Genomic DNA, 17,606 nt, shown 5'->3' on the forward strand with positions numbered 1-17,606 from the left:
TTCACCTCTGGTGGTCACGACCGGACCCAGTCGGCGAGCTGCTCCTCGAACCGGGAGCGTGCGAACATCCAGGAGTGCCGTCTGCCGGCCTCGGGATCGAGCGACAGAGCTCGGATCGCCTCGTCGGCCAGGTCCGCGGAGTCCCAGTCGTGGATGTGAACGCCCGTGACTCCGTCCACGACGGTCTCCGTCGCACCGCCGGTGTCGCTGCAGATCACGGGGGTGCCGACGGCCATCGCCTCGACCGGCATGATCCCGAAGTCCTCGACCGGTGGGAAGACGTAGGCGAGCGAGCGCTCGTAGAGCGTGAAGAGGAGTGCATCCGAAGGCCGGGGGATGAAGACGACGGGCGCCGAGGAGGCGGCCGCTGCGGCTTCGAGCCTCTCCTTCTCGGGACCTGAGCCGGCGAGCACGGCGGTCGTGCCGATGGCCTCCGCGACGCGGATGACGAGTTCGAGGGATTTGTAGGCGATGAACCGGGAGGCTCCGAGCACGAAGTCGGAGGGGAGCCGTTCGACGATCCGCTCCTCCTCGGGAGTGAGGTGCGTCGACCAGTCGGCGACCGCGTGGATCCGCTCGACGTCGACCGGTGGATGGATGACGATCGAGTCGCGGTCCCACGCCCGGTCGATCCGCTCCTTGACGTACTCGCTGATGGCGGCGATCGACGTCGCCTCCTGCGCGCGCCTGCGGTCGATGCCGCGGAACGCGGGAGCGACCGCGCGCACGGCGGCGCCGTCCCCCCGAGAGTCGAGCTCGGGATTCCACACGTAGCGGGCCGGCGTGTAGGCGTAGACGTACTTGCGGAAGCCGTCCGGCTGGTTGCGGAAGCGCACGTGGTGCGCGAACGCGTGCGAGCTGACGAGCGCCCAGTCGTAGTCGTGGAACGGCTGCGACCTCCACGTCGGCAGCATGGCGGGGAGGGAGAGCGCCTTGTGCGAGCGGAGGGGCGTGCGCGCCAGCCAGGTCTCGCGGACCACGTGGTCCGGATAGCGGTCGGGGGCGTCGTTCCACAGGCACAGGATCTCGGCGTCGCTGAACGAGTCGGCCATGGCGTCGAGAACCTTCTCCGCGCCGCCGAAGGGCTCTATCCATTCGTGGACGATGACTCCGCTCATCGATTCCTCTTCTCTCCTCTCCGCGGCCCGGATCGATGTCGTCGCAGAGAGATGCAGTGAAAGGGGACGCCTCTGCACGACGAAGAACGTCTCGTCCCGGGGCCGACCGCGCGCAGTGCGTGGCGGCAGGGGAGAGTCGATCAGCGACGAAGAAGGCGTCCCGGATGAACGGGCTTTCGGATGTTACAACTCGCATTTCAAAAGCCGCCATTTCGCATTCATAACGCGACAGAGAAGAGAAAGGCGCCAATTCCGGCCGCATATCGCGCCAGTCCCGGATCGCGCGGCGGACGGGACCGTCGAGCGGATCCGGGCGATCCGCGGCAGGCACGACGGGCGCGCCGGTATCATCGACCCGTTATGGCACGCATCTACGACTGCTCCGTCGACACGGACCTCCTGACCGGCACCCGTCTCGCGCGGACGGCCATCGGCCGCGGCGAGCTCGTGGTGATCCCCACCGACACCGTCTACGGCGTCGCGGCCAACGCGTTCGACGCGGCCGCGGTCCAGCGCCTGCTCGACGCGAAGGGACGGACGAGGCAGTCGCCGCCGCCCGTCCTGATCGGGGACGTGGCCGCCCTCGACGCCCTCGCCGAGAACGTGCCGGAGGCGGTGCGCGACCTCGCGCGGGAGTTCTGGCCCGGCGGGCTCACCATCGTCCTGCACGCCCAGCCCTCCCTGGTCTGGGACCTGGGCGAGACGCGCGGCACCGTGGCGCTGCGCATGCCGGACAACCCGGTCACGATCGAGCTCCTCGCCGAGACGGGCCCGCTGGCGGTCTCCTCCGCCAACCGCACCGGAGCGCCCTCGGCCACGACCGCGCAGGAGGCGTTCGACCAGCTCGGCGATTCGGTCGACGTCTACCTCGACGCCGGCGCCGCCGGATCGCGCTACAGCGACCGCCCCACGGGCGCCAGCGAGTCCTCGACGATCGTCGACGCGACCGCGCTGAGCTTCGAGGGCGGCACCCTGCGCATCCTGCGCCAGGGCGTCGTGTCGGCCGAGCGGATCCGCGAGGTCGTCGGCGACCTGCTCCCGGATCCGGACGCGCCCCGTGCCGAGACGTCGGAGCCCGACGCCTCTGCGGTCGGCGCGGCGCAGGCCGGGGACCAGCAGGAGCCCGACGAGGCCGCGACCGCCGGCGACCCCTACGCCTTCGAGCGGACCCCGACAGCGCGTCCCGACTGGGCCTCCGGCGCGCGCCTGCAGGACGACTCCGCGCCCGTCGACTCCGCCGATGCGCCGGACGCCGACCCGTCGAGCACGGACGCGCCGACGCCCGGCACCGGCGCCGCCCGCACCGACCCCGCTCCGGGTGAGTAACCGGTGATCACCTTCGCCCTCGTCTCGCTCGCGGTCGCGCTCGTGACCGGAGCGCTCTCGTGGGTCATCTGGAAGCTGAGCCTGAAGTACCGGCTCTACCCGAAGATCCGCGTCAGGGACATGCACACGCGGCCGACCCCCCGCCTGGGCGGCATCGCGATGTTCCTCGGGATCCTCGTCGGCTTCGGCATCGCCTCCCAGCTGCCCTACTTCCGGCTGGTGTTCGCCAATCCCGAGCCGATCCTCGCGATCCTCGGCGCGAGCCTGCTCATCGTGCTCATCGGCGTCGCCGACGACATCTGGGATCTGGACTGGACCACGAAGCTGGCCGGTCAGCTGATCGCCGCGGGCCTGATCGCCTGGAAGGGCGTGCAGATCGTCTCCCTGCCGATCGGCGGCCTGACCGTCGGCTCGCCGTGGATGTCGCTGATCATCACCGTGCTCGCGATCGTCCTGGTCACCAACGCCCTGAACTTCATCGACGGCCTGGACGGCCTCGTGGCGGGCGTCGCCCTGATCGCCAACGGAGTCTTCTTCCTCTACAGCTACCTGCTGGTACAGCAGACCTCGCCCACCGACTACTTCAACCTGGCCTCGCTCATCGCGGTCCTGCTGGTCGGCGCCTGCGCCGGATTCCTCCCCATCAACTGGCGTCCGGCGCGGATGTTCATGGGCGACAGCGGCGCACTGCTGATCGGGATGCTGATGGCCACCTCCGCGATCGCCGTCACCGGCCAGATCGACCCGGCCCAGCTCGCGGCGAAGGAGCTCCTGCCCGCGTTCATCCCGATCATCCTGCCGTTCGCGATCCTCGTGGTGCCGCTGATGGACTTCGGCCTGGCCGTGATCCGGCGTCTGCGCGCGGGCAAGTCACCGTTCAGCGCCGACCGGAAGCACCTGCACCACCGCCTGCTCGACATGGGGCACTCCCACCTGCACGCCGTGCTGATCTTCTACGCGTGGACCGCCGTCGTCGCCGTCAGCTGCCTGCTGATGTTCGTGGTCGACGTGCTGTGGGTCCCGCTCGTCTTCCTCGGAGTCGGACTGCTGGTCTGCACCGTCGTCACGCTCGCCCCGCTCAGCCGTCGCAAGCGGCTCGAGGCGGCGGCGCAGTCCGCGGAGGCCTCACCCGTGCTCGACCCCCTCGACCGCGCGTCCTCGACGGAGCTGCTCCGTCCGCCGGCCGGACTCCCGATCGACCGGGACACGACAGCGCCGACCACGGCGCGGAAGGAAGCATCATGACCGGAGCCTCCCCGGCCACCCCCCGTCCGCAGCCCGCGTCCGTCCCCGTCCTGCGCCGCGCGCTGGTCGTGGGCGGCCTCTTCGTGCTCGCCCTGGCCGTTCTCGGCACCGTCGTCGGCGGGATCGCGGCCGGGGGAGAGGGCGCGATCGGCGCCCTCCTCGGCGCGATCGTCGGCGGTGCGATGGTGCTCCTCACCGCCGCGAGCATCCTCGTCGCCAACCGCCTCGACATCGGCGGGTTCTTCGCGGTCGTCCTCGGCACGTGGCTCGCCAAGTTCGTGCTGTTCGTGATCGCCGCTCTGGTGCTGCGCGATCAGCCGTGGTTGAACAGCACGGCGATGTTCGTCACGATCATCGTCGCCGTCCTCGGGTCCCTGGTGATCGACGTCCTCGTCGTCTCGCGCTCGCGCATGCCGAACGTCAGCGACATCGCTCGATGAGGACGAGCCGAACGGTTCCTGAGAGGACCACGATTCGGCTCTCAGGCCGTTCTGTTGCTACAGTAGGGACGAATCCCGCAGGCGAACGTGTCCTCAGATCGTCTCATCGTTGATGGCGGTCGTCGAGCACGATCGCCGTCCGAGCGGAAAACCCACCTTTCGTCGTCGCGAGAGCGTTGCGTCCGAATGATTCGATTCGGTCGGCTGCAACGTGCCACGCCCCGAATTCCAGGAGCTAGCGCTGTTTGCTAACGCTGTGACCCTGTTGGTCTCGTCCTCGACCGGTGAGAGTGACTTCCACACCCCGTCGATCTCCGAGTTCTTCCCGCCCGGTTTCCTCTTCGAGGGAACCCCTTTCGAGATCAACCGCGTCATGCTGGTCCGCTTCATCGCGGTCATCGCACTGATGCTGTTCTTCTGGCTCGGGACGCGCAAGCTGCGCCTCGTCCCCGGCCGCTTCCAGAACGTCGTCGAGCTCGCGTTCGACTTCGTCCGCGTCACCATCGCCAAGGACATCCTCGGCGAGAAGGACGCGCGCCGGTTCCTCCCGATCCTCGTCACGATCTTCTTCGCGATCATCTCGATGAACCTGACCGGCATCGTCCCGTTCCTGAACATCGCCGGGACGTCCGTGGTGGGCATGCCGCTCTTCCTCGGCCTGGTCGCCTACGTCACGTTCATCTACGCGGGCATCAAGGACCGGGGAATGGGCTTCTTCAAGAACGCCCTGTTCCCGCCCGGAGCGCCGTTCCTGATCTACTTCATCCTCACGCCGATCGAGCTGCTGCAGACGTTCATCATCCGTCCGCTCTCGCTCGCGCTGCGGCTCGTGATGAACATGATCGTCGGCCACCTCCTGCTGGTGCTGTGCTTCTCGGCCACGCAGTTCTTCCTCTTCAGCTCCCAGATCGACCCGGGCTTCAAGCTCTTCGGCGTCGTGACCTTCGCCTTCGGCGGTGCGTTCACGCTCTTCGAGCTCCTCGTCGCCGTGCTCCAGGCCTACATCTTCACCCTCCTCGCTGCGGTCTACATCCAGTTGGCCGTCGCCGAGGAGCACTGACCCCACTACTCACGGGCTCCCGCCCGTTCTCACGATCACCCCACTGAAAGGACCCACTCGTGGACTCAGTCACCGTTCTCGCCGAACTCACCGGCAACATCGCGACGGTCGGTTACGGCCTCGCAGCGATCGGCCCCGGCATCGGTGTCGGCATCGTCGCGGGCAAGACCGTCGAGGCCATGGCGCGCCAGCCCGAGATGGCCGGCCGCCTCCAGACCACGATGTTCCTCGGCATCGCGTTCACCGAGGTGCTCGCGCTCATCGGCCTCGCCACCTACTTCATCTTCGCGGTCTAGTCGTGCTCAGCACCGCTGTGAACATCGCTGCGGAAGAAGGTGACGTCCCCGCGGTCATTCTGATCCCGGAGTTCTACGACTTCTTCTGGTCGGGGGTGATCTTCCTCATCCTGCTGTTCTTCTTCTGGAGGCTGGTCCTGCCGCGCCTGCAGAAGATGCTCGATGCGCGGTCCGCTGCGATCGAGGGGAACATCGCGAAGGCCGACGAGGCCCAGCGACAGGCCGAGGCGGCCCTCGAGAAGTACACCGCTCAGCTGGCCGAGGCGCGCGCCGAGGCCGGAGTGATCCGTGAGAAGGCGAACGCCGACGGCAACGCGATCGTGGCGGCGAAGAAGGAGCAGGCGCAGGCCGAGGCCGAGCGCATCCTCCACAACGCGCACGCCCAGATCGAGGCGGACCGTCAGGCCGCCGTCGTCTCGCTCCGCTCCGAAGTCGGAACCCTCGCCATCGACCTCGCCTCCGGCGTGATCGGCGAGAGCCTCAACGACGACGCGAAGGCGTCCGCGATCGTGGACCGCTTCCTCGCCGACCTCGAGGCCTCGGAGAAGGCGAACAACTGATGGGCAGCGCGTCCAGGCAGGCACTCGCATCGGCGAAGGCGGAGCTCTCCGCCCTCGACGGTCAGGCGTCCCTCGACACGGCCCAGCAGCTCTTCGAGGCGGCTCGGGTCATCGACGGCCAGGCGCAGCTGCGCGCGGCCCTCGCCGACCCGAGCGCCGACTCGAGCAGCAAGCAGGCTCTCGTCGCCCGCGTGTTCGGTCCCTTCGGCGAGCCGGCCAAGCGCCTGCTCACCGTGATCGTCGGTCACCGCTGGTCGAGCCCGAGCGACATGGTCGCCGGGGTCGAGGAGGTCGGGGTCCGCGCGATCGCGTCCTCCGCTCCGGAGGGCGTCAACCTCGAGAAGGAGCTCCACTCCTTCGGCGAGGTCGTCGCCTCCGACGCCCAGCTCGAGCTCGCGCTCGGCAGCAAGCTCGCCGCCGCCGACTCGAAGGTCGCGCTCGTGCAGCGCCTCCTCGAGGGCAAGGCCGCGGCCGAGACGCTGGCGATCCTCCGGCAGCTGATCGCGCACCCGCGCGGTCGCCGCATCCCGGAGCTCGTCCGCTTCGCCGCCGGCGTGGTGGCCGACCAGGGCGGATTCATCCTCGCCACGGTCTCGGTCGCCGCACCGATCGCTCCCGAGCAGCTCGACCGGCTCCGCTCGGCGCTCACGCGCCAGTACAGCCGACCGGTCTCCGTCAACGTCGTGGTCGATCCCTCCCTCCTGGGTGGGATGCGCCTGCACGTCGGCGACGAGGTCATCGACGGAACCGTCTCCGCACGGCTGTCCGACCTGAAGCTCCAGCTCGCGTCCTGACGGGCGCACGTATCCTCAGAGGGCACTGCCCTCGACCCCCGCACCATCCAGGTCAGGCCCCGACGACCTCTTCGGCTCGCACGGACCCAACGAATAGGAATTCCCATGGCAGATATCACCATCAGCCCGGATGAGATCCGCGACGCGCTGAAGGACTTCGTCTCGTCGTACGAGCCGGGCAAGGCCTCCACCACCGAGGTCGGCTACGTCATCGACGCCGCCGACGGCATCGCCCACGTCGAGGGCCTCCCCGGCGTCATGGCCAACGAGCTCATCCGCTTCTCCAACGGCGTCCTGGGCCTGGCCCAGAACCTCGACGAGAACGAGATCGGCGTCGTCGTCCTCGGCGAGTTCTCCGGCATCGAGGAGGGCATGGAGGTCACCCGCACCGGCGAGGTCCTCTCGGTCCCCGTCGGCGACGGCTACCTCGGTCGCGTCGTCGACCCGCTCGGCAACCCGATCGACGGACTCGGCGAGATCGCCTCCGAGGGCCGCCGCGCCCTCGAGCTCCAGGCTCCCGGCGTCATGTCGCGCAAGTCGGTCCACGAGCCGCTGCAGACCGGCATCAAGGCCATCGACGCGATGATCCCGGTCGGCCGCGGCCAGCGCCAGCTCATCATCGGCGACCGCCAGACCGGCAAGACGGCCATCGCGATCGACACGATCATCAACCAGAAGGCCAACTGGGAGTCGGGCGACACGAACAAGCAGGTCCGCTGCATCTACGTCGCCATCGGCCAGAAGGGCTCGACCATCGCCTCGGTGAAGGGCGCGCTCGAGGACGCCGGAGCGATGGAGTACACGACCATCGTCGCGTCCCCCGCCTCCGACCCCGCCGGCTTCAAGTACCTCGCCCCCTACACCGGCTCGGCCATCGGCCAGCACTGGATGTACGGCGGCAAGCACGTCCTGATCATCTTCGACGACCTGTCGAAGCAGGCCGAGGCCTACCGCGCCGTATCGCTCCTCCTGCGCCGCCCGCCGGGACGCGAGGCGTACCCCGGTGACGTCTTCTACCTGCACTCCCGTCTGCTGGAGCGCTGCGCGAAGCTGTCCGACGAGCTCGGCGCCGGCTCGATGACCGGTCTCCCGATCATCGAGACCAAGGCGAACGACGTCTCGGCCTACATCCCGACCAACGTGATCTCGATCACCGACGGCCAGATCTTCCTCCAGTCCGACCTCTTCAACGCCAACCAGCGTCCCGCGGTCGACGTGGGCATCTCGGTCTCGCGGGTCGGCGGCGACGCGCAGGTCAAGTCGATCAAGAAGGTCTCCGGCACGCTGAAGCTCGAGCTGGCGCAGTACCGCTCGCTCGAGGCCTTCGCGATGTTCGCCTCCGACCTCGACGCCGCGTCGCGCCGCCAGCTCGCCCGCGGCGCCCGCCTCACCGAGCTGCTCAAGCAGCCGCAGTACTCGCCGTACCCCGTCGAGGAGCAGGTCGTCTCGATCTGGGCCGGAACGAACGGCAAGCTCGACGAGGTCCCGGTCCCCGACGTGCTGCGCTTCGAGCGCGAGCTCCTGGACTACCTGGGCCGCAACACCCAGGTGCTGAACACCCTCCGCGACACCAACGTGCTCTCCGACGACACCGTCGCCGAGCTCAACCGTGCCGTCGACGGCTTCAAGCTCGAGTTCCAGACCGGTGAGGGCAAGCCGCTCGCCTCGGTCGGGCGCGAGGAGCACCAGGCCATCGCGGCCGACGAGGTCGGCCAGGAGAAGATCGTCAAGGGCCGTCGCTGACCAGCGGCACCCCGACGATTCGCCACTTTTAGGACAACAGGAGACACATGGGAGCGCAACTCCGGGTCTACCGGTCGAAGATCCGCTCGGCCCAGACGACCAAGAAGATCACTCGGGCCATGGAGCTGATCTCGGCCTCGCGCATCCAGAAGGCGCAGAACCGCGTCGCTGCCGCGGCGCCCTACTCGAACGCGATCACGCGCGCCGTGTCCGCTGTCGCGACCTACTCGAACGTGGAGCACCCGCTCACGACCGAGCGCGAGAAGCTGGACACGGCCGCGATCGTCATCTTCACCTCCGATCGCGGCCTCGCCGGCGCCTTCTCCTCGAGCGTGCTCAAGGAGGCCGAGGAGCTGGCCGCGCTGCTGCGCAGCGAGGGCAAGGAGGTCGTCTTCTACCTGGTCGGCCGCAAGGCGAACGCGTACTTCTCGTTCCGGAAGCGGGCCAGCGTCCGCGTCTGGACGGGCGGCACCGACCAGCCCGTGTTCGAGACGGCGAAGGAGATCGCGGACGCGGTCGTCGAGTCGTACAACCTCGATGACGAGGAGGGCGGCGTGGATGAGATCCACCTCGTCTACAACCGCTTCGTCAGCATGGTCACCCAGCAGCCGACCGTCGTCCGGCTGCTGCCGCTCGAGGTCGTCGAGGGCGCCGAGGAGCAGAACAGCGAGCTGTACCCGCTCTACGAGTTCGAGCCCGACCCCGAGACGGTCCTCGACCGCCTCCTGCCCGTGTACGTCGAGAGCCGCATCTTCAACGCGATGCTGCAGTCGGCGGCCTCGGAGCACGCGGCGCGCCAGAAGGCCATGAAGTCGGCGAGCGACAACGCGGACACGCTGATCAAGACCTACACGCGTCTCGCCAACAACGCCCGCCAGACCGAGATCACGCAGCAGATCGCCGAGATCGTCGGCGGCGCCGACGCCCTGTCCTCCTCCAAGTAAGAGGGCTCCGCTCCACACAGTTTCGACTCCGCCCTCCGGGAGCGGTGAGACCACAGAAGGAAGTAGCAATGACACTGACCGCACCTGAGGCGGCGACCGGGACGTCGGGCGGGGCCATCGGCCGCATCGCCCGCGTCACCGGCCCCGTCGTTGACATCGAGTTCCCCCACGACGCGATCCCCGAGGTCTACAACGCGCTCTACACGCACGTCGAGGTCGAGGGCGTCTCGAGCAAGCTGACCTTCGAGGTCGCGCAGCACCTGGGCGACGACCTCGTCCGCGCCATCTCCCTGAACCCCACCGACGGACTCGTCCGCGGCCAGGAGGTCCACGACACCGGCCTGCCGATCTCGGTGCCGGTCGGCGACGTGACCAAGGGCAAGGTCTTCAACGTGATCGGCGAGGTCCTCAACGCCGACGCCGACGGGAAGATCAACGGCGAGTCGTTCGAGATCACCGAGCGCTGGCCCATCCACCGCAAGCCGCCGGCGTTCGACCAGCTCGAGTCCAAGACCGAGCTGTTCGAGACCGGCATCAAGGTCATCGACCTGCTGACCCCGTACGTGCAGGGCGGCAAGATCGGCCTGTTCGGCGGCGCGGGCGTCGGCAAGACCGTCCTCATCCAGGAGATGATCCAGCGCGTCGCGCAGGACCACGGTGGAGTGTCCGTGTTCGCCGGCGTCGGCGAGCGCACTCGTGAGGGCAACGACCTCATCGCCGAGATGGAGGAGGCGGGCGTCTTCGACAAGACCGCGCTCGTCTTCGGCCAGATGGACGAGCCGCCGGGAACGCGTCTGCGCGTCGCCCTGTCGGCGCTGACCATGGCGGAGTACTTCCGCGATGTGCAGAAGCAGGACGTGCTGCTCTTCATCGACAACATCTTCCGCTTCACGCAGGCCGGCTCGGAGGTGTCGACCCTCCTGGGCCGCATGCCCTCCGCGGTGGGCTACCAGCCGAACCTCGCCGACGAGATGGGTGTGCTCCAGGAGCGCATCACCTCGACGCGCGGACACTCGATCACCTCGCTGCAGGCGATCTACGTGCCCGCCGACGACTACACCGACCCGGCGCCGGCGACCACCTTCGCCCACCTCGACGCGACCACCGAGCTCTCCCGCGAGATCGCGTCGAAGGGCCTCTACCCGGCCGTCGACCCGCTCACGTCCACCTCGCGCATCCTCGACCCCCGCTACCTGGGCGCCGACCACTACCGCGTGGCGACGAACGTGAAGCAGATCCTGCAGAAGAACAAGGAGCTGCAGGAGATCATCGCGATCCTCGGTGTCGACGAGCTGTCGGAGGAGGACAAGATCACGGTGTCGCGTGCGCGCCGGATCCAGCAGTTCCTCTCGCAGAACACCTACATGGCGAAGAAGTTCACCGGTGTCGAGGGTTCGACCGTCCCGCTGAAGGACACGATCGAGTCGTTCGACGCGATCACCAAGGGCGAGTTCGACCACGTGGCCGAGCAGGCGTTCTTCAACGTCGGCTCGATCTCGGACGTCGAGGAGAAGTGGACCCAGATCCAGAAGGAGAACGGCTGATCATGGCCGGGACCCTGAAGGTCAGCGTCGTGTCCGCGAACGCCGAGGTGTGGTCCGGAGAGGCGAAGCAGCTCACGGCTCGCACCGTCGAGGGCGAGATCGGCATCCTCGCCGGCCACGAGCCGATGCTCGCGATCCTCGCCACCGGCGAGGTGCGCGTCACGGCCCTGGACGGCACGCGTCTCACCGCTCAGGCGGACGACGGCTTCCTGTCCGTCGAGAACGACGTGGTGACCGTGGTCGCCCGTCAGGCCTCGCTGGTCTAGTACACCGCCGCCCACCGCGGCACGGAGGGGCCGGACGATCATCGCGATCGTCCGGCCCCTCCGTCGTGCCGTCCTCCCCTCTTGTCCGAAGGAGTCCTGTGCACGTCCTGCTCCCACCGTCCGAGACGAAGCGGGACGGAGGCGACGAGCCGTTCGTGCTCGAGTCGCTCGCCTTCCCCGAGCTCCATGCGAAGCGGCGCGAGCTGGCGGAGGCGCTGATCGCCCTGGCCGGAGACCGCGAGCTCTCGGCGCGGGCGCTGAAGCTCGGTCCGCGCCAGCTCGGCGAGATCGATCGCAACGCCGCCCTCGCGACGGCGGTCGGCCTCCCCGCGGTCGACCGCTTCGACGGGGTGCTCTTCGATGCGCTCGACGCGCGCAGCCTCGATTCCGGTGCTCGGGAGACGCTCGGCCGGACGGCGATCGTGCAGTCCGCGCTCTGGGGGCCGATCCGGGCGCTGGACTCGATCCCCGCGTACCGGCTCTCGCACGATTCCCGCGTCCCGGGGATGCCGCTCAAGCGCTGGTGGGCGGCGGAGGCCGGGCGGGTGCTGAGCGCGCTGGACGGGCTCGTCCTGGATCTGCGGAGCGAGGCGTACGCGGCGCTCGGACCGGTACCTGCGGGCGAGGGGCGGTTCTTCGTCCGTGTCCGCTCGCGCGGAGCCGACGGTGCCCTCCGGTCGCTGAACCACTTCAACAAGCAGGGCAAGGGCCGCTTCGTCAGGGCCCTGGCCGAGGACCGGGTGGCGACGGAGTCACTCGGCGAGCTCTCGGCGTGGGCAGCCGGGCGCGGGTTCCTGCTCGCCGAGAACCGGGAGACGGGAGAGCTCGACCTCGTCGTGCCGGAGTCGTAGGCGTCAGCGTCGGCGCCAGCAGCCGGTGAGGTGGTCGTCGACGACTCCGGCCGACTGCATCAGGGCATAGGCGGTGGTCGGTCCGACGAAGCGGAGCCCGGCGGCCTTCAGCGCTCGCGCGAGCGCCGTCGACGCGGGCGTCGTCGCCGGGACGTCGGCGGCTCGGACCACCCGATCCTCGTCGTCCGGATCGTGGAAGGACCACACGAGCCTGTCGAGCGCGCCCTCTCCGCCCTGCTCGAGGAGCGCGAGCACGGCCCGGGCGTTGTCCCGGGTGGCGATGATCTTCGCCCGGTTCCGGATGATGCCGCTGTCCTCCATCAGCCGCTCGACATCGGCGTCGTCGTACCGTGCGACCAGTGCCGGATCGAAGCCGTCGAAGACCTCGCGGAACCGCGGCCGCTTGCGGAGGATCGTGATCCAGGAGAGGCCGGACTGGAACGCCTCGAGGGAGATCTTCTCGAACAGTCGGCGATCCCCGTGCAGCGGGGTGCCCCATTCCTCGTCGTGGTAGCGGCGGTACTCCGCATCCGCGCCGCTCCAGGCGCAGCGGAGAAGGCCGTCCTCTCCCTCGACGAGCCCGTCGGCCGTGCTCATCGGTGGGGGATCCCCTCGTGATCGAGAAGCCAGGCCTTCGTGGCGACGCCCTCGCCCGCGCTGAAGCCGGTGATCCGTCCGTCGCTCGCGAGCACGCGATGGCAGCCCACGATGATCGGCACCGGGTTCGCGCCGACCGCCCCGCCGATCGGCCGGCCCGCTCGGGGGCGACCGGCGGCCGCGCCCAGTGCGCCGTAGGAGGTGATCTCCCCGAACCTCAGAGCCTGGAGCCGCTGCCAGACCTCGAGCTGGAAGGGCGTGCCGCGCAGAGCGACCGGCAGATCGAACGAGCGGCGGGTCCCGTCGAAGTACTCGTCCAGCTGCTCGACGGCCCGCAGGAGCACCGGGAGATCCGATTCCGCGAGGTGCTCGTGCGGGAGCAGGCCGGCCTGCTCGATGGCGAGCGAGACGATCGCATCGCCGTCGCTGCCCACCTCGATGCGGCCGAGGGGGCTCGTCGTCCGTCGGACGTGGAGGGGAGTCGTTCTCATGCGTCGAGAGTATCCGCGGGACTCCGGACCGACCGGCGGGAATCGGACACCGGTGCAGAACTCGGCGGCTCGGGTCCTGTGGAGGGACCCCTGGTCGGAGGGCGTGCTCCGCGCGCCGGTGATCCGGTGTCGGCCGCGACCTCTCCCTCCACAGGCGTCGATCCCGGGATCCTTCTGATGATCACGGGAGAGCGTCGATCCCGGCGAGTGCAGTGGTCGGCAGGATCGCGGCATGACCTCCTCAGCGCTCCTCCTCCGTCTCACTCCCGCCTCGCGCGTGCCGGCTCCGCCCGACGACGCCGCGCTGCTCCCTGCCGCTCACGGGTCCCGACAGGACAGGTCGGAGGCGACTCTCGTGCTCGTCCCGTTCCGCTCCGGAGCGCCGAGCGGCTCGCTCCGCTTCGAACTGACGGGAGCTGATCCGTCCCTCGTCGCGCGGGCCTGCCTCGGTGCGCTCGGCCGGTTCGGGCGGGTGCAGCGAGCACTCGCGCTGGTGCATCCCGGCGAGGCGGGTCCGGAGTCGTGCGAGGGTCTCGTCGCCGCCCTCGAGGAGCGTGCGCGCGGGCTCCCCGGCCTCGCCCTCCGTGTCGCCGTGCTCCTGTCGTCCGGCCGCGATGCCGGTCGCGAGGCCTGTGACCGGGACGACTCGCGAGCGGTGGCCGCCGCGGTCGATCGCCTCCTCGACCGCCACCCGCGGGCCGAACTGCCCGACGTCCTGCTGCACGGTGTCGACGACCTCGTCCGGCGAGCTCTCGACAGTCCCGATCCCGACGTCCGGCCAGCGGGCCTGGCCGCGCTCATCGTGGCCGTGCAGCGCGGCCGCGGTGCGGATCGCGTGCTGCGGTCGGCGCGGAGCGGTGACCCCGGCGTGGCGGGAGCGCTCGCTCCGCTGCTCCGCCGTGCCGCCGTCGTCGCACCCGCGAGCGAGCGAGCCGGAGTGCTCGTCCTCCTCGCGCGGCTCCTCGCCGGCGAGGGCCGTGCCGAGGATGCCGGGCGGTTCGCCGACGAGGCCGTCGCGCTCGATCCGCACCACGCGGGTGCACGCCGAGTCGCGGCCGCGCTCGCCGCCGCTCGGCGGGAGCGCGCCGCGTGAGGGTGCTAGAGCCGCGACCAGGCCTCGGTGAGGACGCTCCGGAGGATCTGCTCGATCTCGTCGAACTCGCGCGGGCCGATGGTGAGCGGCGGCGCCAGCTGCACGACGGGATCGCCTCGGTCGTCCGCCCGGCAGTACAGCCCCGCGTCGAAGAGCCCCTTCGAGAGGAATCCGCGCAGCAGCCGCTCCGACTCGTCCTCGTCGAAGGTCTCCTTCGTCGCCTTGTCCTTCACCAGCTCGATGCCGAAGAAGTAGCCGTCGCCCCGGACGTCGCCGACGATCGGCAGGTCGAGCAGCTTCTCGAGCGTGGACCGGAAGACGGGGGAGTTCTCGCGCACGCGCTCGTTCAGGCCCTCCTCCTCGAAGATGTCGAGGTTCTCGAGCGCGACCGCGGCCGAGACGGGATGGCCGCCGAAGGTGTAGCCGTGCGGGAAGACGACCTGACCGTGGCGGAAGGGCTCGTAGATCCGATCGCTGACGATCGTCGCGCCGATGGGGGAGTAGCCGCTGGTCATCCCCTTCGCGCAGGTGATCATGTCCGGCACGTAGCCGTACTCGTCGCAGGCGAACATGTGCCCGATGCGGCCGAACGCACAGATCACCTCATCGGACACCAGCAGCACGTCGTGCTTGTCGCAGATCTCGCGGACCCTCTGGAAGTACCCGGGAGGGGGCGGGAAGCAGCCGCCCGAGTTCTGCACGGGCTCCAGGAACACGGCGGCCACCGTGTCCGGCCCCTCGAACTCGATCATCTCCTCGATGCGGTTCGCCGCCCACAGGCCGAATGCCTCCAGGTCGTCGCCGTGCTCGGGAGCCCGGTAGAAGTTGGTGTTGGGGACGCGGAAGCCGCCCGGCACCAGCGGCTCGAACATCGACTTCATCCCGGGGATGCCCGTGATCGCGAGCGCTCCCTGGGGGGTGCCGTGATACGCGACCGAGCGGGAGATCACCTTGTGCTTGCCCGGCTTGCCCTGCAGCTTCCAGTAGTGCTTGGCGAGCTTGAACGCCGTCTCCACCGCTTCGCCGCCGCCGGTCGAGAAGAAGACCCGGTTCAGGTCGCCCGGCGCGTGGTCGGCGAGCCGGTCGGCCAGCTCGATCGCCGAGGGGGTCGCGTAGGACCAGAGCGGGAAGAAGGAGAGCTCCGACGCCTGCTTCGCCGCGGCCTCCGCCAGTCGGCGCCGCCCGTGTCCGGCATTGACGACGAAGAGGCCGGACAGGCCGTCGAAGTACTTGCGCCCGGTGCTGTCCCAGATGTGGTGGCCCTCGCCGCGCGTGATGATCGGCACGCCTGCGCCGGAGTCCATCGTCGACTGACGCGTGAAGTGCATCCAGAGGTGGTCCTTCGCCTTCTTCTGCAGGGAGGCGTCGTCGATCCCCCCTGGCGCGTCCGTCCCGCGGACGGGGTCGCCCGACTCGAGGCCGGAGGTCGAGAAGGCTGTCTCGGTGGTCATCTTTTACCGCGTTCCCCAGTTGTAGAACTGCTTGTGGAGCTTCAGATAGACGAAGGTCTCGGTCGAGAGCACGCCGGGAAGCGACCGGATCTCCTGGTTGAGCAGGGCGATCAGATCGTCGTCGTTCTCGCACACGACCTCGGCGAGGATGTCGAAGGAGCCGGCCGTCAGCACGACGTAGTCGACGGCGGGGATGGAGGCGAGCCGGTCCGCGACGTCGCGGGTGTCGCCGGTGACCCGCACCCCGATCATCGCCTGGCGGTAGAAGCCGAGCTGCATCGGATCCGTCACGGCGACGATCTGCATCACGCCCGACTCGGTGAGCTTCTGCACCCGCTGCCGGACGGCCGCCTCGCTCAGGCCCACGGCCTTGCCGATCTCGGCGTACGAGCGCCGCCCGTCGGCCTGCAGCTGCTCGATGATCGCCTTCGAGACCTCGTCGAGCTGGACAGGGCGCTGAGAGGGAGGGCGGGAAGGGGCCATGCGGCGATTCTGGCAGTCCACAGGGGTCCGGGCAAGTGGATCCGCACGTCGGAGCTCTGTCCGGCGTCGGATCCGGTGGTCGGAGCGCCCGACCCTCCGTGCGACGGGCATCGCGGGGAGTGGACGGCGGGCGGGCTCGGCGGAGGGTCGTCAGCGACTACCATCGGGAGGCGGCCGGGCACCCCGGAGCCGGCGGTCACGGGCCGTCGGACCGGACGGCCACGGGCCACGGGGAGGCGAGGAGCAGCGATGACGCAGATCGGCCGCAGCCGCGCGTCCGTCATCGTCCCCGTCTCCGCCTGGAGCTCCGACTCGCCCTCGGCCGAAGTGACCCTCGGCTGGGCCGCGCGCACCGAGACCGGCCACGTGCGCAGCGCGAACGAGGACAGCTACCTCGCCAAGAGTCCGCTCTTCGCCGTCGCCGACGGAATGGGCGGGCATGCGGCGGGAGAGGTCGCCAGCGACGCGGTGGTGTCGCGCCTGTCCACGGCGGCGCTCGGCGCGACCGTCGGAGCGGAGGAGATCGACCGGGCGCTGCGGGAGGCGGTCGGAGACATCGCCCGGCAGTCGCACACGGCCGACGTCGGCACCGGGACCACGGTCACCGGGATCGCGCTCACGGTGGTCGGGGGAGAGCCCTACTGGTCCGTCTTCAACATCGGCGACTCGCGCGTGTACTTGAGCGTCTCCGGGACCCTCGTGCAGCTCACCGTGGACCACTCCATCGTCCAGGAGCTGGTCGACGCGGGCCTGATCACCCGCGACGAGGCCGACGTGCATCCGCACAGCAACGTGATCACCCGCGCGGTCGGCTTCCACGAGGCTCCCGTCCCCGACTACCGGCTGGTGCCCGTCCTCGCCGGATCGCGTCTGCTGATCTGCTCGGACGGCCTCACGAAGGAGCTGACGGACGCCGGCGTCGGCCACCTGCTCAGCGGCACCGGCTCCGCGCAGGAGGCGGCCGACGCCCTGGTCGACGCCGCGCTGGACAACGGCGGGCGCGACAACGTCACCGTGATCGTCGTCGACGTCCTCGCGGTCACCGGCGACGAGGAGGCCGGCGCACCGGTCTGACGAGCAGCTCTCCGGCACGGGACGGCCGTGCGGTCGCGGTGCCGCCGAACCGCCCGCATACGCCGAACAGCCGCACGACGGTCCCGGGCCTGCCGGTTCGCGTCGGGTTCGGCCGGCTCGGGGCTCCCCGCGCCGGCGCTGGGTACGATGGGGAGCGGAAGGGCGTTCTCGGTGATCTGCAGCACGTGTGGCTCCAACCTCGCTCCCGGGGCGATCCTCTGCGGCGAGTG

General features: G+C 69.6%; 19 protein-coding genes. 14 read left to right on the plus strand and 5 right to left on the minus strand.

Annotated features, from left to right (window positions below; genetic code table 11):
• Positions 1-14: 14 nt before the first annotated feature.
• Positions 15-1,118 (minus strand): glycosyltransferase, encoded by a 1,104-nt coding sequence (locus tag C5D08_RS11320; RefSeq protein ID WP_104277117.1) that lies wholly within the window; start codon positions 1,116-1,118, stop codon positions 15-17.
• Between the two features lie 360 nt (positions 1,119-1,478).
• Here C5D08_RS11320 and C5D08_RS11325 point away from each other — a divergent pair, with 360 nt between their 5' ends.
• The 12 genes from C5D08_RS11325 to C5D08_RS11380 all read left to right on the plus strand — a co-directional run bounded on the left by C5D08_RS11325 (position 1,479) and on the right by C5D08_RS11380 (position 12,187).
• A complete protein-coding gene (locus tag C5D08_RS11325) occupies positions 1,479-2,444 on the plus strand; it encodes an L-threonylcarbamoyladenylate synthase (protein ID WP_104277118.1) in 966 nt (321 codons plus the stop codon).
• Positions 2,445-2,447: 3 nt separating this feature from the next.
• Complete coding sequence (locus C5D08_RS11330) at positions 2,448-3,689, plus strand: MraY family glycosyltransferase (protein ID WP_181065442.1); 1,242 nt, start codon at positions 2,448-2,450, stop codon at positions 3,687-3,689.
• The gene (locus C5D08_RS11335; protein WP_104277119.1) at positions 3,686-4,129 is read left to right on the plus strand and encodes a hypothetical protein; all 444 of its coding nucleotides are present in this window, start codon (positions 3,686-3,688) and stop codon (positions 4,127-4,129) included. Before C5D08_RS11330 ends, C5D08_RS11335 begins: the two co-directional genes overlap by 4 nt.
• A gap of 256 nt (positions 4,130-4,385) precedes the next feature.
• Entirely contained in the window at positions 4,386-5,189 is an 804-nt protein-coding gene (atpB, locus tag C5D08_RS11340; protein WP_068254016.1) for a F0F1 ATP synthase subunit A, read from the plus strand.
• A 59-nt stretch (positions 5,190-5,248) separates the two neighbouring features.
• A complete protein-coding gene (locus C5D08_RS11345; RefSeq protein WP_104277120.1) occupies positions 5,249-5,485 on the plus strand; it encodes an ATP synthase F0 subunit C in 237 nt (78 codons plus the stop codon).
• Positions 5,486-5,487: 2 nt separating this feature from the next.
• Entirely contained in the window at positions 5,488-6,045 is a 558-nt protein-coding gene (locus C5D08_RS11350; RefSeq protein ID WP_104277121.1) for a F0F1 ATP synthase subunit B, read from the plus strand.
• Positions 6,045-6,839: a F0F1 ATP synthase subunit delta gene (locus tag C5D08_RS11355; protein ID WP_104277122.1), complete on the plus strand. Its 795-nt coding sequence runs from the start codon at positions 6,045-6,047 to the stop codon at positions 6,837-6,839. Before C5D08_RS11350 ends, C5D08_RS11355 begins: the two co-directional genes overlap by 1 nt.
• A gap of 105 nt (positions 6,840-6,944) precedes the next feature.
• Positions 6,945-8,582 carry a F0F1 ATP synthase subunit alpha gene (gene atpA / locus C5D08_RS11360; RefSeq protein ID WP_104223023.1) on the plus strand — a complete coding sequence of 546 codons (1,638 nt, stop codon included), beginning with the start codon at positions 6,945-6,947 and terminating at the stop codon, positions 8,580-8,582.
• Positions 8,583-8,629: 47 nt separating this feature from the next.
• Positions 8,630-9,526: a F0F1 ATP synthase subunit gamma gene (locus tag C5D08_RS11365; RefSeq protein ID WP_104223024.1), complete on the plus strand. Its 897-nt coding sequence runs from the start codon at positions 8,630-8,632 to the stop codon at positions 9,524-9,526.
• 68 nt (positions 9,527-9,594) lie between these two features.
• The gene (gene atpD, locus C5D08_RS11370) at positions 9,595-11,070 is read left to right on the plus strand and encodes a F0F1 ATP synthase subunit beta (protein ID WP_104277123.1); all 1,476 of its coding nucleotides are present in this window, start codon (positions 9,595-9,597) and stop codon (positions 11,068-11,070) included.
• A gap of 2 nt (positions 11,071-11,072) precedes the next feature.
• Positions 11,073-11,336, plus strand: coding sequence for a F0F1 ATP synthase subunit epsilon (locus tag C5D08_RS11375; RefSeq protein ID WP_104223026.1), 264 nt, complete (start codon positions 11,073-11,075; stop codon positions 11,334-11,336).
• A gap of 98 nt (positions 11,337-11,434) precedes the next feature.
• Positions 11,435-12,187, plus strand: a complete 753-nt coding sequence (locus C5D08_RS11380) for a YaaA family protein (RefSeq protein ID WP_104277124.1) — start codon at positions 11,435-11,437, stop codon at positions 12,185-12,187.
• Positions 12,188-12,190: 3 nt separating this feature from the next.
• Here the strand turns inward: C5D08_RS11380 and C5D08_RS11385 are convergent, their stop codons facing one another.
• A complete protein-coding gene (locus tag C5D08_RS11385) occupies positions 12,191-12,784 on the minus strand; it encodes a DNA-3-methyladenine glycosylase I (protein ID WP_104277125.1) in 594 nt (197 codons plus the stop codon).
• The gene (locus C5D08_RS11390) at positions 12,781-13,275 is read right to left on the minus strand and encodes a methylated-DNA--[protein]-cysteine S-methyltransferase (RefSeq protein ID WP_104277126.1); all 495 of its coding nucleotides are present in this window, start codon (positions 13,273-13,275) and stop codon (positions 12,781-12,783) included. The genes C5D08_RS11385 and C5D08_RS11390 overlap by 4 nt, the downstream gene beginning before the upstream one ends.
• Before the next feature lie 232 nt (positions 13,276-13,507).
• On the opposite strand from C5D08_RS11390, the gene C5D08_RS16695 reads away from it, so the two are divergent.
• Positions 13,508-14,368 carry a hypothetical protein gene (locus C5D08_RS16695; protein WP_146086042.1) on the plus strand — a complete coding sequence of 287 codons (861 nt, stop codon included), beginning with the start codon at positions 13,508-13,510 and terminating at the stop codon, positions 14,366-14,368.
• 5 nt (positions 14,369-14,373) lie between these two features.
• Here C5D08_RS16695 and C5D08_RS11400 read toward each other — a convergent pair whose 3' ends face one another.
• The gene (locus C5D08_RS11400; protein ID WP_104277128.1) at positions 14,374-15,819 is read right to left on the minus strand and encodes an aspartate aminotransferase family protein; all 1,446 of its coding nucleotides are present in this window, start codon (positions 15,817-15,819) and stop codon (positions 14,374-14,376) included.
• A gap of 3 nt (positions 15,820-15,822) precedes the next feature.
• A complete protein-coding gene (locus C5D08_RS11405; protein WP_104223032.1) occupies positions 15,823-16,302 on the minus strand; it encodes an Lrp/AsnC family transcriptional regulator in 480 nt (159 codons plus the stop codon).
• 249 nt (positions 16,303-16,551) lie between these two features.
• Between C5D08_RS11405 and C5D08_RS11410 the strand changes: the two genes are divergently transcribed.
• Positions 16,552-17,376 carry a PP2C family serine/threonine-protein phosphatase gene (locus C5D08_RS11410; RefSeq protein WP_104277129.1) on the plus strand — a complete coding sequence of 275 codons (825 nt, stop codon included), beginning with the start codon at positions 16,552-16,554 and terminating at the stop codon, positions 17,374-17,376.
• Positions 17,377-17,606: the final 230 nt, after the last annotated feature.

Origin of the sequence: Rathayibacter sp. AY1B6 (assembly GCF_002932755.1) — a bacterium.
Taxonomy (GTDB): Bacteria; Actinomycetota; Actinomycetes; order Actinomycetales; family Microbacteriaceae; genus Rathayibacter.

What these genes read in the sequence shown, in the direction of transcription:
- C5D08_RS11320 (WP_104277117.1), bottom strand. Translation starts at nt 1,118, where the DNA reads ATGAGCGGAGTCATCGTCCACGAATGGATAGAGCCCTTCGGCGGCGCG.
- atpD (WP_104277123.1), top strand. Translation starts at nt 9,595, where the DNA reads ATGACACTGACCGCACCTGAGGCGGCGACCGGGACGTCGGGCGGGGCC.
- C5D08_RS11375 (WP_104223026.1), top strand. Translation starts at nt 11,073, where the DNA reads ATGGCCGGGACCCTGAAGGTCAGCGTCGTGTCCGCGAACGCCGAGGTG.
- C5D08_RS16695 (WP_146086042.1), top strand. Translation starts at nt 13,508, where the DNA reads ATGACCTCCTCAGCGCTCCTCCTCCGTCTCACTCCCGCCTCGCGCGTG.
- C5D08_RS11365 (WP_104223024.1), top strand. Translation starts at nt 8,630, where the DNA reads ATGGGAGCGCAACTCCGGGTCTACCGGTCGAAGATCCGCTCGGCCCAG.
- C5D08_RS11400 (WP_104277128.1), bottom strand. Translation starts at nt 15,819, where the DNA reads ATGACCACCGAGACAGCCTTCTCGACCTCCGGCCTCGAGTCGGGCGAC.
- C5D08_RS11390 (WP_104277126.1), bottom strand. Translation starts at nt 13,275, where the DNA reads ATGAGAACGACTCCCCTCCACGTCCGACGGACGACGAGCCCCCTCGGC.
- atpA (WP_104223023.1), top strand. Translation starts at nt 6,945, where the DNA reads ATGGCAGATATCACCATCAGCCCGGATGAGATCCGCGACGCGCTGAAG.
- C5D08_RS11385 (WP_104277125.1), bottom strand. Translation starts at nt 12,784, where the DNA reads ATGAGCACGGCCGACGGGCTCGTCGAGGGAGAGGACGGCCTTCTCCGC.
- C5D08_RS11325 (WP_104277118.1), top strand. Translation starts at nt 1,479, where the DNA reads ATGGCACGCATCTACGACTGCTCCGTCGACACGGACCTCCTGACCGGC.
- C5D08_RS11405 (WP_104223032.1), bottom strand. Translation starts at nt 16,302, where the DNA reads ATGGCCCCTTCCCGCCCTCCCTCTCAGCGCCCTGTCCAGCTCGACGAG.
- C5D08_RS11410 (WP_104277129.1), top strand. Translation starts at nt 16,552, where the DNA reads ATGACGCAGATCGGCCGCAGCCGCGCGTCCGTCATCGTCCCCGTCTCC.
- C5D08_RS11335 (WP_104277119.1), top strand. Translation starts at nt 3,686, where the DNA reads ATGACCGGAGCCTCCCCGGCCACCCCCCGTCCGCAGCCCGCGTCCGTC.
- C5D08_RS11355 (WP_104277122.1), top strand. Translation starts at nt 6,045, where the DNA reads ATGGGCAGCGCGTCCAGGCAGGCACTCGCATCGGCGAAGGCGGAGCTC.